Annotated in this window: 11 protein-coding genes; 6 read left to right on the top strand and 5 right to left on the bottom strand. The window is 64.8% G+C overall.

The features are described 5' to 3' along the window. The first annotated feature begins 91 nt into the window (after window positions 1-91). Together dctA and PCE31106_RS03265 are read left to right on the top strand one after the other, a co-directional pair. Window positions 92-1414 carry a C4-dicarboxylate transporter DctA gene (gene dctA, locus PCE31106_RS03260; protein ID WP_150562364.1) on the top strand — a complete coding sequence of 441 codons (1323 nt, stop codon included), beginning with the start codon at window positions 92-94 and terminating at the stop codon, window positions 1412-1414. Next, a complete protein-coding gene (locus PCE31106_RS03265; RefSeq protein ID WP_150562365.1) occupies window positions 1411-2442 on the top strand; it encodes an Ldh family oxidoreductase in 1032 nt (343 codons plus the stop codon). The genes dctA and PCE31106_RS03265 overlap by 4 nt, the downstream gene beginning before the upstream one ends. Before the next feature lie 90 nt (window positions 2443-2532). On the opposite strand, the gene PCE31106_RS03270 is transcribed toward PCE31106_RS03265, so the two are convergent. Next, entirely contained in the window at window positions 2533-3456 is a 924-nt protein-coding gene (locus PCE31106_RS03270; protein ID WP_150562366.1) for a LysR family transcriptional regulator, read from the bottom strand. A 176-nt stretch (window positions 3457-3632) separates the two neighbouring features. Here PCE31106_RS03270 and PCE31106_RS03275 point away from each other — a divergent pair, with 176 nt between their 5' ends. Beyond that, the gene (locus PCE31106_RS03275; protein WP_150562367.1) at window positions 3633-4739 is read left to right on the top strand and encodes an NADH:flavin oxidoreductase/NADH oxidase; all 1107 of its coding nucleotides are present in this window, start codon (window positions 3633-3635) and stop codon (window positions 4737-4739) included. Window positions 4740-4827: 88 nt separating this feature from the next. Here PCE31106_RS03275 and PCE31106_RS03280 read toward each other — a convergent pair whose 3' ends face one another. The 3 genes from PCE31106_RS03280 to PCE31106_RS03290 form a co-directional block, all read right to left on the bottom strand. Then, window positions 4828-6078: an EAL domain-containing protein gene (locus PCE31106_RS03280; protein WP_017231497.1), complete on the bottom strand. Its 1251-nt coding sequence runs from the start codon at window positions 6076-6078 to the stop codon at window positions 4828-4830. A 237-nt stretch (window positions 6079-6315) separates the two neighbouring features. Then, entirely contained in the window at window positions 6316-7644 is a 1329-nt protein-coding gene (locus PCE31106_RS03285; protein WP_130024879.1) for an MFS transporter, read from the bottom strand. A gap of 43 nt (window positions 7645-7687) precedes the next feature. Continuing rightward, window positions 7688-9358 carry a GMC family oxidoreductase gene (locus tag PCE31106_RS03290; protein WP_150562368.1) on the bottom strand — a complete coding sequence of 557 codons (1671 nt, stop codon included), beginning with the start codon at window positions 9356-9358 and terminating at the stop codon, window positions 7688-7690. A 341-nt stretch (window positions 9359-9699) separates the two neighbouring features. Here PCE31106_RS03290 and PCE31106_RS03295 point away from each other — a divergent pair, with 341 nt between their 5' ends. Then, window positions 9700-10572, top strand: a complete 873-nt coding sequence (locus PCE31106_RS03295) for an IclR family transcriptional regulator (RefSeq protein ID WP_150562369.1) — start codon at window positions 9700-9702, stop codon at window positions 10570-10572. Window positions 10573-10576: 4 nt separating this feature from the next. Here the strand turns inward: PCE31106_RS03295 and PCE31106_RS03300 are convergent, their stop codons facing one another. Next, window positions 10577-11365, bottom strand: a complete 789-nt coding sequence (locus PCE31106_RS03300; RefSeq protein WP_130024881.1) for an IclR family transcriptional regulator — start codon at window positions 11363-11365, stop codon at window positions 10577-10579. Window positions 11366-11585: 220 nt separating this feature from the next. On the opposite strand from PCE31106_RS03300, the gene PCE31106_RS03305 reads away from it, so the two are divergent. Both PCE31106_RS03305 and PCE31106_RS03310 read left to right on the top strand, forming a co-directional pair. Then, window positions 11586-12572: an AAA family ATPase gene (locus tag PCE31106_RS03305; protein WP_150562370.1), complete on the top strand. Its 987-nt coding sequence runs from the start codon at window positions 11586-11588 to the stop codon at window positions 12570-12572. Then, complete coding sequence (locus tag PCE31106_RS03310; protein ID WP_150562371.1) at window positions 12569-14311, top strand: cobaltochelatase CobT-related protein; 1743 nt, start codon at window positions 12569-12571, stop codon at window positions 14309-14311. Before PCE31106_RS03305 ends, PCE31106_RS03310 begins: the two co-directional genes overlap by 4 nt. The last annotated feature ends 19 nt before the right edge of the window (window positions 14312-14330 follow it).

Consider the following 14330-nt stretch of genomic DNA (forward strand, 5'->3'; position numbering starts at 1 on the left):
CGCGCACCGGTTCGCCAAACCGCCCCATGAGCGGTGCGAGCCGGGCGCCTGTGCCGCATGTCGTCTGTTTGCAAGTGGAGGAGACACCATCTTGCGCGTGCTCAAACATCTCTATGTCCAGGTTCTGATCGGCCTGGCAGCCGGCATTCTCGTCGGCTATTTCGCGCCCGCTCTCGGCGTTCAATTCAAGCCGCTGGGCGATACCTTCATTCGACTGATCAAGATGTTGATCACCTTGCTGATTTTCTGCACGGTGTCCGTCGGCATCGCACGAATGGAAAACTTGAAGCAGGTCGGACGCGTCGGATTCAAGACGATTCTGTACTTCGAAGTGGTCACCACTATCGCGCTGGTCATCGGTCTGGTCGTGGCCAACGTACTGCATCCCGGCGCCGGGCTGAACATCGATCCGAAAACACTCGATCCCGGCGCGGTCTCGCATTTTGTCACCGAAGTCCACGTGGCCGAGCACAAGAACTTCCTGGAAGCGATCGTGCCGAACTCCGTGGTCGGCGCGTTCGCCCGCGGCGATCTGCTTCAGGTGTTGCTGTTCTCGGTGCTGTTCGGCATTGCCCTGTCGATCATGTCCGATCGCAGCAAATTCCTCTCGCTGGCCATCGAGCAGTTCGGCGACGCGTTGATGCGCATCGTCGAGATGATCATGCGGCTCGCGCCGCTTGGCGCCTTCGGGGCGATTGCGTTCACGGTCGGCAAGTACGGCATCGGTGCGTTGCAGCAACTGGGATTGCTGATTCTGTGCTTCTACGTGACGAGCATCCTGTTCGTGGTGATCGTGCTGGGAACCGCATGCCGCTGGGCGGGCGTTGGCCTGTGGCCGCTGTTGCGATACTTGCGCGAGGAATTGTTGATCGTGCTCGGCACGTCGACAACCGAGTCGGTGCTGCCACGCCTGATGGACAAGCTCGAACGCCTCGGTTGCCCGAAAACGGTCGTGGGACTTGTTTTGCCGACGGGCTATTCATTCAACCTCGACGGCGCCGCCATCTATCTGACGATGACGTCGCTGTTCATTGCGCAGGCCACCAACACGCATCTGACGTTGATGCAGCAGCTCGGGCTGCTGGCGATCCTGCTCGTCACGTCGAAGGGGGGGGCCGGAGTGGCCGGGGCGGCGCTGGTGGCGCTCACGGCAACCCTGTCGTCGCACAACATCATCCCCGTGGCGGGGATCACGCTGATCATCGGCATTGACCGCGTGCTCAACGAGGTTCGCGCGCTGGTGAACATGATTGGCAACGCGGTCGCGACGCTTGTCGTGGCGCGCTGGGAGGGTGTGTTCGATGTCGATACGGCGCGCGCGGTTCTCGCCCGACCGGGTGCAGGGCGCGAGGCGCCTTCGAGCCCACGGGTCGAGTCGTTGCCGCATCAGGCCATGCAGGACATGAAGCAATGAGCGAGAACGATAAGCAAAGCGTGATGCCGGCTGACCTGCGTCAGCTCGTACGCCGGGTGCTGGGCGCCTCGGGTGCGACACCGGCGACAGCCGATGCCGCCGCCGAGGCGCTCGTATATGCGGACGAGCGCGGTCTTACGTCACACGGCGTAGCCCGTCTGCCGATGTATGTCGCGCAGTTGCGCAATGGCCGCGTCGATGCGACCGCGCAGCCCACGATCGTGCGCGACAAGGGCGCAGCGTTTCTCGTCGATGCCTGCGACGGTCTGGCATTTGCCGCGTGCGACCTGGCAATGCGCACCGGTATCGAACGTGCGCGCGAATTCGGCACGGCGACGGCCAGCGTCATGCGAAGCCATCATTTCGGCGCGGGTGCCTTTCATCTTGAAGCTGCGGGTGCGGCGGGACTCGTGGCACTGGCGTTCAGTAACGCACCGGGCGCCATGCCCGCATGGGGCGGCACACGGCCGCTGTTCGGCACAAATCCCATTGCCGCGGTGTTTCCCCGCGCGAAGGCACCGCCGTTGACGATCGACCTGTCGATGTCGCAAGTCGCGCGAGGCAAGGTCATGGTCGCGGCGCAGCGCGGCGAGTCGATACCCGAAGGATGGGCGACCGATGCGCAGGGGCACCCGACCACCGATGCGCACGCCGCGCTCGACGGCATGATGCTCCCTTTCGGTGGTGCCAAGGGCGCGATGTTGGCATTGATGGTGGAGCTCCTCGCTGCGGCGTTGTCGGGGGCGCAGTTCGGCGCGGAGGCGGGCTCGTTCCTGGTTGCGCAGGGCAAGCGCTCAAGGGTCGGTCACTTGTTCTGGCTGATCGATCCCGCCGCGCTCGCGGGCACGCAGGCCTATCAGGAGCGGATCGAGACGCTCATTGCGCTGATGCTGATGGATGAAGCGGTGCGATTGCCCGGGGCGCGACGTGATGCAATGGCACAGGAGGCCTCGCAAGGCGGGATCGGCGTCCCGCGGGGGCTGCTTGCGCAACTCGAATCGCTGGCGGCAGGCTGTTCCGGCCAATGATCGACAGTGCGCGCGGCGCATTGGGCGACGGTTTGTCCAATCATGCGCGAAAGGCGCGGACGTCAATATCAAGTCCAGCGAGCCGGTGGCTCAAATGTTCGCGTGCGATAACACCCGTTCGCCACCGAAGGCGCGCGGGCGCGGCGCGTCGACGCGTTCGCGCAGCAGCGCCACCGCCCGCTGCGCGCGCGCCGACAGCGGCCACTCGGCGCGATGGATCAGCCATAGCGTGTCGACCACCGGCGGGCCGCAGTCCACCACGCGAATGGCCGCCTGCGACGCGAACGCCTGCCGCGCGTATTGCGGAATGATGGTGAACCCCAGCCCCCGCGCAACATATTCGAGAATCAGGCCGATCTGGTTCGTGCACCCCTTGCACGGCAGGCTCTGTACGCCGGGATTGCCCGGAAAACGACGGCTCAACAAGCGCGTCGACATCGCCTCGCCATCCGGGTGATCGATGTACCCGATGCGCTTCAGGTCCTCCCATTTGTGCACGTCTTCCCCCGCCGGAACCACGAGTTCGAGCGGCTCCTGCGTGAACGGCGTGGCGGCAAGCCGTGGATCGTCAGGCCGCAACGTCACCAGGCCTAGCTCGAAACGATTCTGCAACACGCCTTCGAGCACCTCCCGGTCAGGCGCGAAGCGATGCTGCACGACCATCGTCGGGTTGGCCTTCTGCATGTCGAGCAGGATCGGACACAGGTACAGCCCGATGCTGCCCGGCGTGATGAGTGTGATTTCACCGCAATCGTCGTCCGCATCGTCCAGCCGTGAGCGAAGATGCCGCGCCGCACACTCGACTTCGCGACAATAGGTCAGCAGCGCCTGACCGGCGGGCGTGAGTTCGATGGCGCGCGGACGCCGCACTAACAACGGCCCGAACTCCGCTTCGAGATGCTTCACGTGCTGGCTCACGGCCGCCTGCGTCAGGCCCAACCGGTCGGCGGTGCGCGTGAAGTTACCGAGCTCGGCGAGCGTGGCGAACGATTTGAGCCACTGAGGATTGACCATAATGAACTGTTATCAATTCGATAATGTGTGGATAGTTTTCATTATAGCGTTGTGAGACTAACATGGCGTTGGTCGACCTGCCACGGTCGAGGCGCTGCGAAACACCGACATCCGTCATGATCTTCAGCGACCGATGTCGTCCGTCAGCGCCGCTCCCCTGACTCCAAGAGAAACCCATGTCCGCCCTGTTTTCCCCGTTTGAATTGAAAAGCGTCAAGTTGCGCAACCGTGTGGCCATTCCGCCGATGTGCCAGTACAGCGCCGTCGACGGTCTCATCAACGACTGGCACCTCGCCCATTACGCCGGACTGGCGCGTGGCGGTGCCGGGTTGGTGATCGTCGAGGCGACCGCCGTCTCGCCCGAAGGCCGTATCTCCCCGGGATGCACCGGACTGTGGAACGACGCTCAGGCGCAAGGCATGGCGCGCATTGCCTCGGCCATCAAGGCGCACGGCGCGGTGCCCGGCATTCAGATCGCGCACGCCGGACGCAAGGCCAGCGCCAACCGCCCCTGGGAGGGCGACGACCACATCGGTGAAGACGATCCGCGCGGCTGGCCGACGATCTCGCCGTCGGCGGTCGCTTTCGGCGCGCATCTTGGCAAAGTGCCCAAGGCGATGACGCTGGACGACATCGAACGCGTGAAAGCCGACTTCGTGGCGGCCGCACGCCGTGCGCTGGCGGCGGGCTTCGAATGGCTCGAATTGCACTTTGCTCACGGCTATCTGGCGCAGAGCTTCTTCTCGGTGCATGCGAACCATCGCGACGACGCCTACGGCGGCGACGTCGCGGGACGCAGCCGTTTCTTGCTTGAGACGCTCGCCGCCGTGCGCGAGGTGTGGCCCGAGCATCTGCCGCTCACGGCACGTTTCGGCGTGCTCGAGTACGACGGCCGCGATGAAGAAACGCTGGCGGAATCGATTGACCTCACGCGGCAGATGCGTGAAGGCGGTCTCGATCTGCTCAACGTCAGCGTTGGTTTCTCGACACCCACCGCGACTATTCCCTGGGGCTCGGCGTTCCTCGCGCCGATCGCCGAGCGCGTCAAGAAAGAAGCGGGGATTGCCGTGGCGTCGTCGTGGAGTATCGACGACCCGCATGCGGCGCAGCGCGTGGTGGCCGACGGCCAGATGGATCTCGTGATGATTGGGCGCGCACTGCTCGCCAACCCGCACTGGCCGTATTACGCAGCGCGCGAGCTGGATGTGGCGCGTCCGTCGTGGGTGTTGCCCGCCCCGTATGCGCACTGGCTTGAACGCTATCGCGTGCAACGCGCCGCCTGATCACGGCGACGCGCCATGAACAACGCCCCCGTGCATCGGAAGATGTACGGGGGCGTTGGCATTTCAAGCGAGGTTCAAACGGTTGCCGTCACCAGTTGATATCGACGCAGAGCACATGCAGGCCTTGCTTGGCGGGCGTGGCGATGGAGGCGGTCACGCACAGGTGAGCCTCGTTGATCGAGAGATAGGGCGAGGTGAAGTGTACTTCGCCGGGCGCGCGCATGGCATCGATGAAATAAGGTCGCCGTGCCCAGTTCGCCCCCTCCGAATGCAGCAGCGGACGGAAACGCTTGGCGCGCTGTGACGAATGGTTGTGCGGCAGCACGTTGTCGCCGATCTGGCGTCCGGCGGCATCGAGCAGGAAGCAGCGCGCGGCATCGGGCAGCGCGAGCAGGTCGTGTGTCGCGTGTCTGAGGTCTTGCCCCTGAGCCAAGTGGGCGGCGGCCGCCTCGATGCCCGCCACATACGGCGCAAGCCGCGCATGCTCGGCCCGTTCCCGCTCGACGAGTTGCGTGCGCAGCGCCGACGACAGCGCGTCCATGCGCTCGGCCGCGACCTTCGGCTGCACGGGGTCCACATCCGGCCCCGCGAAGTACAGCCCCTGCACGAAGTCGACGTTGCACTCCAGCGCGATGAGCGCTTCGCGATCCGTCGCGAGGCCGCCCATCATCACCAGTTGTCCCGATTCGTGCAACAGCGACACGAGCCCGGGCAGTACGCGTGCCAGATGCGATTGCTCGGTCGCCTGCGCCAGAATGCCGCGATCGAGCACCACGATGTCCGGGCGCAGATCCCACACCCGGTCGATGTTCGAATGCTTGGCCCCGAAGCCGCCCAGCGCGATCAGGAAGCCCGCCTTGCGCAGGCTGCCGACGATGGCGCCGAAACGCGGGGTGTCGCCGCCCGCCTGCTCGGGCACTTCGAGCACCACGCGTTGCGGCGACAGGCCGATGGCCTTGAGCGTGGCGATGAGTGCGTCGCCGTAGACAGTGTCCATCAGGGCGGCGGGGTGCAGGCTCAGGAAGAGCCACGCATCGCGGCCGTCGAATTCATGGAAGTTGCCCAGATGCAGCGATTCGGCCAGTCGGCCCAGTTCGAGCATGTCGCCATGCCGCGCGGCCAGTGTAAAGACTTCGTGCGACGGGATGTGGCGACCTTGCGCGTCGTGCGCGCGCAGGGACGCGTGGTAGCCGATGGCGCGCCGGTGCGAGACCGAGAAAACCGGCTGGAAGACGCTGCAAATCGTGAAGTCGCCGTAGATGACGATGCGCCGGCCGTCTTCGGCCGCCGTCAAACGGGGCGGCAGCAAGCCGGGGGCGTCGAGATCGATCATGGTCATGGTAGGGACGGGCGCGGGGCAGCAGGGTTAAGTACAGGATAGATGAGCAAGAACCGTGCTCAAAGGCGCCCGGCGGCGCCGGCGCTATTGTCCCTGATTTTCCGCGATTTTTCGCCCGGGAGACGACGCATCGCACCAGCGTGCGTCGCCTTCGCACCAAACTGGGGCCTGGGCGTTAGGGCGCCTGGCATCGCGCCGCCGCCGGATGTCCGTCCCGGCGCGGCGGCGCTTGGCCCTTCAATGCTCGGTCACGCCGGCCCCGTGCCACACATTCTGGCGGCGCTGGCGGCTGCCGATCCACGCCGCGGACAGCGCACTGATGAGGCCGGCGCAGAGTACGTAGATGCAGATCATCCACGGCTCACCGCCATTCTTCTGCAACAGGTAGGTCGCGATGATCGGGCTCAGGCCGCTCGCGAAGATGCCCGAGAACTGGTAGACGAAGGAGATACCGGTGTAGCGGACCTTGGCGTCGAACAGTTCCGAGAAGAGGGCGGCTTCCGGTCCGTAAATCGAGGCGTAGATCACGCCCAGCGGAATCACGATGGACAGCCAGACGAGCATCACATTGCCGCCGCTCGCCTTCATCAGCCAGAACCCTGCGAACGACGACAGGCCGGTTGCGAGCGAGCCCCAGAAGTAGATACGCGTGCGACCGATGCGATCCGACAGCTTGCCGAAGAACGGAATGGTGAAGATCATCACGAACGCGGCGGCCATCACGCCGGTGAGCGCTTCGGTCTGCGACAGCTTGAGCGTCTGCGTCAGGTAGGAGATCGAGAACACACCGAAGACGTTGAAGAACACGCCGTCGATGAAGCGCGCGCCCATGCCGGCCAGTACATTGCCCGGGCTGCGCATGAGGACTTCGGCAATCGGCATCTTGATCTCGGTGCCGGCCTTCTTGATCTTCGTGAACTCGGGCGTCTCCATCACGTTCAGGCGAATGTACATGCCGATGGCCACCAGCCCCACCGAGAGGAAGAACGCTACGCGCCAGCCCCATGCCAGGAACTGGGCCGTGGTGAGGGTGTACGACAGCAGGGCAACCACGCCAGAGGCCAGGCACAGGCCGAGCGCGAGGCCCACCTGCGGCAGGCTGGCGTAGAAGCCGCGCTTCTCCTTGGGCGCATATTCGAATGCCATGAGCACCGCGCCGCCCCACTCGCCACCGAGCCCGATGCCTTGCAGCACCCGCAGCACGAGCAGCAACACCGGCGCCCACAGGCCGATTTGTGCGTACGTCGGCACCAGTCCGATGAGCATCGTGGCAATGCCCATGATGGTGAGTGTCATCACGAGCATGCTCTTGCGGCCGAGCTTGTCACCGAAATGCCCGAAGATCACGCCGCCCAGTGGCCGGCTGAGAAAGCCCACGGCGAACGTGCCATAGGCGAGCATCGTCGAGACGAGCGGGTCGCTGCCGGGAAAGTACAACTTGTTGAACACGATGCCGGCGACAACGCCGTACAGGAAAAAGTCGTACCACTCGATGGTGGCGCCGATAAGGCTGGCGACGACGACACGGCGCATCTGCCGGGCGTCGGTCTGCTTCGATGCATTCATGGTTGTCTCCGAATTTTGTAATGGTTGGGGCTGACGTGACTGGCTAAATGACGACGGCAACGCGTGCCGCTTCTGCTGGCGGCGCCTCGCTGCCGCGAATCTCCTGCATGCCCGACGCCTGCTTCCTGTCTTCGAGAATCATGTCGGCCGCTTTCTCGGCGATCATGATGGTCGGTGCATTCGTGTTGCCCGACACCAGCTCGGGCATGATCGACGCGTCCACGACGCGCAGCGCCGCAAGGCCGTGAACGCGCAGACGGTCGTCGACGACCGACATCGGGTCGTGACCCATCCGGCAAGTGCCCGCCGGGTGATAGATCGATTGGCTGAACTGGCGCGCGGCCTGAAGCAACTCGTCGTCGCTCTGATATTGCGCGCCCGGAATGAACTCGCTGATGATGTGCGGTGCGAGCGACGGGGCGGCGGCAATGCGGCGCGCCACCTTGATGCCGTCGATCACGACGCGATGGTCGCGCTCATCCGACAAATAGTTGGCGTGGATCGCCGGGTATTGCAGCGGATCGTTTGACCGGATCTCGACACTGCCCCGGCTGAACGGGCGCAATTGGCACACCGACGAAGTGAACGCCGAGAACCGGTGCGCACCCTTGCCCGGCTTGTCGGCCGAGAGCGGCTGCATGTGGAACTGGATGTCGGGACGCGTGAGCTCCGGGCGCGAGCGCGTGAAGATCGTCACCTGACTGGCGGCGAGCGTGAGCGGCCCCGTGCGGAACAACGCGTATTGCAGACCGATGAGCGCCTTGCGCAGCGGGTTGTTGACCTCGTCGTTGAGGGTGCGCTCGCGGGTCTTGAAAACCAGGCGCACTTGCAGGTGGTCTTGCAGGTTCCGCCCGACACCCGGCAACGCATGCCGTAGCGCGACACCGGCCTTCGCCAGCACCGTTGTCGGACCGATCCCCGAGTTTTGCAGCAACTGCGGCGACCCGATCGCCCCGGCCGCGAGAATGACCTCGACGCGCGCGCGTGCCTTCTTGCGCTCGCCGTTCTGCAGATACTCGACACCTACCGCACGCTTGCCTTCGAACAGCACGCGGCAGGTCTGCGCACGCGTCTCCACCACCAGGTTGCGACGCTCGCGCGCCGGCTTCAGAAAGCCCTTCGCCGTACTCCAGCGAAAGCCCCGGAACGCCGTCTGCTGGAAGTAACCGACGCCTTCCTGCGTCGCGCCGTTGTAATCGGCGTTGAATGGGATGCCGGTGTCGTTCGCGGCGGCGATGAAGTGTTCCGCGATCGGGCGGCGCAGGCGCAGATCGGACACCTTCAGCGGGCCGCCCACGCCGTGATACTCGTTGGCACCGTGCTCCTGATCTTCGGATTTGCGGAAGTACGGCAGCACGTCGGCATAGCGCCAGCCGCGATTGCCCAGTGCCGCCCAGTGATCGTAGTCTTCGCGCTGTCCGCGCACGTAGAGCAGCCCGTTGAGCGAACTGGAGCCCCCCAGCACCTTGCCGCGCGGCCAGTCGATCTGACGATTGGCCACGTTGGCGTCGGCCTCGGTGCGATAGCACCAGTCGAGTTCGGGGTCGTGCATCGTCTTGAAATATCCAACCGGGATGTGAATCCACGGATTGCTATCGGGGCCGCCGGCCTCGAGCAGCAGCACCCGGTTTGCCGGGTCCGCGCTCAGGCGATTGGCGAGCACGCACCCGGCGGAGCCCGCACCGACGATCAGATAGTCGACCTCATGTTCCATACCACTTGTCTCCTGCCTCGCATCTGCTTCGAATTGGGTGAAACGATTTGTTTCGGATTGTTTCGATCCAATGTCGGCGAGCCGTACGTAAATGCCAAGCAAAAAACCGCGTGCGGCGGAGAACTGAAACGGATTTCGCGCTTGGCGTCTCAGAACGAGACGATTGCTGCAGCGCATCTGCGGGGTTTTACTAGGGGTTGGCGCGCGGACTCGATGCGTCGATCGACTGGGGTACCGCGAGGTTTGTCAGACAGCCCCGGGGTTATCCCGAAGCGGATGATCGTCAAATAATTGGTATATTTTGTTTCTTTTATTGTGTTGGTGGCGAGCAAGGAGGCGCAATGCGCGAGACGGTCACGCTGGAGGAGGGGGAGTTGCGCGCGAGCGACGAGGCGCGGAATCTGCGTGCGCTGGCCGTCATTGAACGATTGGCGATGGCCGGACAGCCCTACACGTTGTCGCAGCTCGCCACGCGTCTGTCGATTCCGAAGGCCACCCTCATGCGCCTGATCGAGGCGCTGGAGGTCTGCGGCTATGTCTCGCACGTGCCCGATTCGCGCGGATCGGAGCGAGGTCTGTCGTTGGGGCCGCGCGCGGCGCGACTGGCGCTGGTCACGCTGGCGAACAACAACTTCACACGTGCGGCACGCTCGTTGCTGCGCGCGTTGGTCGATCGGGTCGGCGAGACCGTCAACCTGACAGCGCTCGACGGCGACGAGATTCTTTACATCGAACGGGTGGAGACGAACGAGCCGTTGCGCATGCAGATGCATCCGGGCATGCGTGTGCCACTGCATTGCACGGCGAGCGGCAAGCTGTTCCTGTCTCAGATGCCGGTGGCGGAACGGCGCGCCGTACTCTCGCGCCTGTCGCTCAAACGCATGACGCCGCGCACCATCACCGACGTGAGCCTGTTGGAGGCCGAGCTGGACCGGCTGGCCGCGCGCGGCATCGGCATCGATAACGAGGAATTCGTGCGCGGCATGGTGGCGGTGGGCGTGCCGGTGCGCGCGCTCGATGACGGCCACGTACGCGCGGTGCTCGCCGTGCATGGGCCGACGGCGAGAGTGACGCTGGAACAACTGCTGGCGCTGGTGCCCACGCTGCGCGAGACCGCGACGGCGCTCGCACCGCTGCTCGACTGGCAGCGGGCCGGCAAGGCGGAAGCGTTGGCGAAGCTGGCCGACGCCCGGGAGCCGCGCAGAGCGGTCTGACGTGTCAGAACGTCTTGGCGAGTTCCTTCGCGGCTTCCTGCAGGCGCGGCACGAACTCCATGGCCTTGGACAGCGACGTGCGCGAGACCGGGGCATGCACGGCCACGGCGGCAATGCACGTGCCGTCGTCCTTGAGCACGGGCGCGGCCACACAGGCGATGCCCAGCACGAACTCTTCGTTGTCGACGGCAATGCCCTTGTGCGCAATGCGGTCGAGTTCGCTTTCCAGCAGTTCGGGGTCAGTGAGCGTGTTCGGCGTGAAGCGTTGGAGCTTCATGGCGCGCAGGAGGGCGGCGCGTTGCTCGCGCGGCAGCATGGCCAGCATCAGCTTGCCGCTCGCACTGCTGTGCGCGGGTACGTGCGACCCCGGTTTGAGATCGAGACGCAGCGGCCACGGCGCTTCCATGCGGTCGAGATAGAGCACTTCGGTCTCGTGCAGCATCGTGAGGTTGCACGTCTCGCCCAGATCGGCCACGAGACGGCCAAGAATCGCATGGCGCATGCGTCGCGCACCCGCCTGCATCATCACGCCCAGGCTCAGTTGCGCGAGGCGCGGGCCAATCACGTAGGCGTTCTTCTGCCCCGGCTCGCGAATCACCAGGCCACCCGCTTCGAGTGAGCCGAGCATGCGGTGCAGCGAAGCTTTCGGCATCTGGATGTCGTGCGCCATGTCGGCGAGCGAGACCGGTGCGTCGGCCGCGACGAGATATTCGAGCAACGCAAACGCCCGCAGGGTCGGGGTATCCGCCTTGTTGTCTGCAGGAGAGTCGAGCTGAAGTGCTGCGTCGTTCATATGCGCCGTTCCGGAAAATGGATCAGCGGTATTGTACCCAAACGGGCCATCGAACGGATTGAACGGCATGGGCTGGGTTCCGATGCGTTTCGGTTGGTTCAAATGTAGATGAGCCATCAGGCGTCGTCAATCAGTATTTTTATTTTTCGGAACGAATTGTTTCTAAAAATGGTTAACGTTATGATGCACCGAATTGGCTTTGGAACAGGAGAGGGACGTAATGGAGACCGCAACCCAACAACCGGATCGTCTGATCGATGCCCGCAGCGTATTCGGCATCGATACGGATCTGCAGGTGCCGGCGTTCGGCGAGCGCGATGACCATGTTCCCGAGATCGACACGGCTTACCGCTTCAACCCCGACGTCACGCTGGCGATTCTGGCCGGCTTCATGCGCAACCGGCGCGTGATGGTGCAGGGCATGCATGGCACCGGTAAATCCACGCACATCGAGCAGGTGGCGGCGCGGCTGAACTGGCCGTGCGTGCGAGTGAATCTCGACGGGCACATCAGCCGTCTCGACCTGGTGGGCAAGGACGCCATCGTTGTGCGCGACGGCCATCAGGTCACGGAGTTTCAGGAAGGCATCGTGCCGTGGGCGCTGCAACGCCCGGTCGCGTTGATCTTCGACGAATACGACGCCGGGCGTCCCGACGTGATGTTCGTGATTCAGCGCATTCTGGAGCGCGACGGCAAGTTCACGTTGCTCGACCAGAATCGCGTGATCCATCCGCACCCAGGTTTTCGCATGTTTGCCACGACGAACACCGTCGGCCTCGGCAACCTCAACGGCCTTTACCACGGTACACAGGTGCTCAATCACGCCCAGATCGACCGTTGGAATGTCGTGGCGACGCTCAACTATCTGTCGCGCGAGGACGAAGCGGGCATCGTGCTGGCGCGCGTGCCGGAACTGGACAACGGCGACGGGCGCACGCTCATCGACTCGATGGTGAGCGTGGCGGAACTCACGCGCAAGGGCTTCGCGACGGGCGATCTGTCCACGCTCATGTCGCCCCGCACGGTGATCAACTGGGCGGAGAACGTTGGAATCTTCCGCGACGCCGGGCTGGCCTTTCAGCTCACGTTCCTGAACAAGTGCGACGAGGCCGAGCGCGCCGTGGTGGCCGAGTATTATCAGCGCGCCTTCGGTTGCGAGTTGCCCACGAACGACGGCGGCCGGTCGCTGCTGGCCGATGCGTCATGACGATATCCGAGCGCGAGGCGGCACGTCGCGCCGCGCGTGGCGAGGCACTGTGCGCCGCGACGGTGCGCGCACTGACCGGCGACGCCGCGCTGCATTACAGCGGCGCGCGCCTGTGCCGGAACATGCGGCCGTTGCCGTTGCATGCCCCCCATCTGCAAACGCTGCCGGCACCCGCGGATCCGCTGGCGACGCTGCGCGGTGCAGCCGACGGCGCGGCGCTGCGGTTGCGGCACAGCGATGCGGCGTTGCATCGCCGCCTGCAACCGGACGCACCGCTCGAGCGGCTGCTCTTCGAGCTGATGGAGCAGTTGCGCTGCGAGACGTTCATCCCGGCGGGCATGCCCGGCGTGGCGCAGAATCTGCGCGATCGCTTCGAGGCTTGGTCGCGCGCGATGCACACCGCTGGCGTGGCCGACAGTCATGTCGGGCTGCTGCTTTATACCGTCGCCCAGATGGGCTGGTCGCGGCTCACCGGCTATCCGGTCATCGAGGACACGGAAGGTCTCATCGAAGCCACGCGAATGGCCATCGCTCCACAGATCGGCGGCGCCCTCGCGGGCATGCGCCGAACGTGTGCCGATCAGGCCGCCTTCGCCGCGTACGCGCGCGCGCTGGCCGCCGATATCGCGGGCCTGATTCGTGCCGCCGGCGCTGACCAGACCGAGGGCGATGCCAAGGACGACGAGGACGAAAAAGGTGTGCGCAACGCGTTCTCGCTGTTTCTCGATATCGACGATCAGGAGGACGACGGCATCACGCTCGCGCATTCGGGCGATAGCCGCGTGCTCAAGGCGTCGGCGCAGGGCTACTGCGTGTTCACCCAGCGTTACGACCGTGAGCTGTATGCCGGTACGCTCGTGCGCCGGGCGCTGCTGACGGAATTTCGCGAACGGCTCGACGAGCGCATCGTCGCGCAGGCGATCAACGTGCCGAGGCTTGCGCGCGCGCTCAAGGCGGCGCTGGCGGTGCCGCAGCGCGACGGCTGGTCGTTCGGCGAAGAGCACGGGCGTATCGACGGACGGAGGCTCGCTCAACTGGTCAGCTCGCCTGCCGAGCGGAGGCTGTTCCGGCTCGAAAAGCATACGTTGATTGCCGAGTCGATGGTGAGCTTGCTGATCGACTGCTCCGGGTCGATGAAAGCCCAGATCGAAGCGGTTGCGATGATTGTCGACGTCCTGTCGCGGGCGCTCGATGCGGCGGGCGTTACCAACGAAATCCTCGGTTTCACCACCGGCGCATGGAACGGCGGACGCGCGCGCACCGACTGGCTCGCGCGCGGCAAGCCCAAGTTCCCGGGGCGTTTGAACGAAGTCTCGCATCTGATCTTCAAGGACGCCGTGACGAGTTGGCGCCGTGCCCGGTCCGACATCGCGTCGCTGTTCAAGGCCGATCTGTTCCGCGAGGGCGTCGATGGCGAGGCCGTCGAGTGGGCGTGCGAGCGGTTGCGCTCGCGCAGCGTCAACCGACGCCTGCTGATCGTGATTTCCGACGGCAGTCCGATGGACGCCGCCACCAACCAGGCCAACGACGACCACTATCTCGACCATCACCTGCGCGAAGTCGTGGCGCAACAGCAGGCGCTCGGCGATGTGGAAGTGCTGGGGCTCGGCGTGGGTCTCGATCTCAGCCCGTATTACCGGAACTCGCTGGCGCTGGACCTGACGTCGCCGCCCGACATGACGATGCTCTCGCGACTCGTCGACTGGATCGGCACTGGTGGTCGTCGCGCACACAGTTAACCGCCGCCCGCGTTGTCGT

Origin of the sequence: Pandoraea cepalis, assembly GCF_902459665.1 — a bacterium.
In the GTDB taxonomy this organism is placed as follows: domain Bacteria; phylum Pseudomonadota; class Gammaproteobacteria; order Burkholderiales; family Burkholderiaceae; genus Pandoraea; species Pandoraea cepalis.

Bases quoted from the DNA above. Each gene is read 5' to 3' on its own strand.
- PCE31106_RS03285 (WP_130024879.1), bottom strand. From the start codon at position 7,644: ATGAATGCATCGAAGCAGACCGACGCCCGGCAGATGCGCCGTGTCGTC.
- PCE31106_RS03305 (WP_150562370.1), top strand. From the start codon at position 11,586: ATGGAGACCGCAACCCAACAACCGGATCGTCTGATCGATGCCCGCAGC.
- PCE31106_RS03290 (WP_150562368.1), bottom strand. From the start codon at position 9,358: ATGGAACATGAGGTCGACTATCTGATCGTCGGTGCGGGCTCCGCCGGG.
- PCE31106_RS03275 (WP_150562367.1), top strand. From the start codon at position 3,633: ATGTCCGCCCTGTTTTCCCCGTTTGAATTGAAAAGCGTCAAGTTGCGC.
- PCE31106_RS03300 (WP_130024881.1), bottom strand. From the start codon at position 11,365: ATGAACGACGCAGCACTTCAGCTCGACTCTCCTGCAGACAACAAGGCG.
- PCE31106_RS03280 (WP_017231497.1), bottom strand. From the start codon at position 6,078: ATGACCATGATCGATCTCGACGCCCCCGGCTTGCTGCCGCCCCGTTTG.
- PCE31106_RS03295 (WP_150562369.1), top strand. From the start codon at position 9,700: ATGCGCGAGACGGTCACGCTGGAGGAGGGGGAGTTGCGCGCGAGCGAC.
- PCE31106_RS03265 (WP_150562365.1), top strand. From the start codon at position 1,411: ATGAGCGAGAACGATAAGCAAAGCGTGATGCCGGCTGACCTGCGTCAG.
- PCE31106_RS03310 (WP_150562371.1), top strand. From the start codon at position 12,569: ATGACGATATCCGAGCGCGAGGCGGCACGTCGCGCCGCGCGTGGCGAG.
- PCE31106_RS03270 (WP_150562366.1), bottom strand. From the start codon at position 3,456: ATGGTCAATCCTCAGTGGCTCAAATCGTTCGCCACGCTCGCCGAGCTC.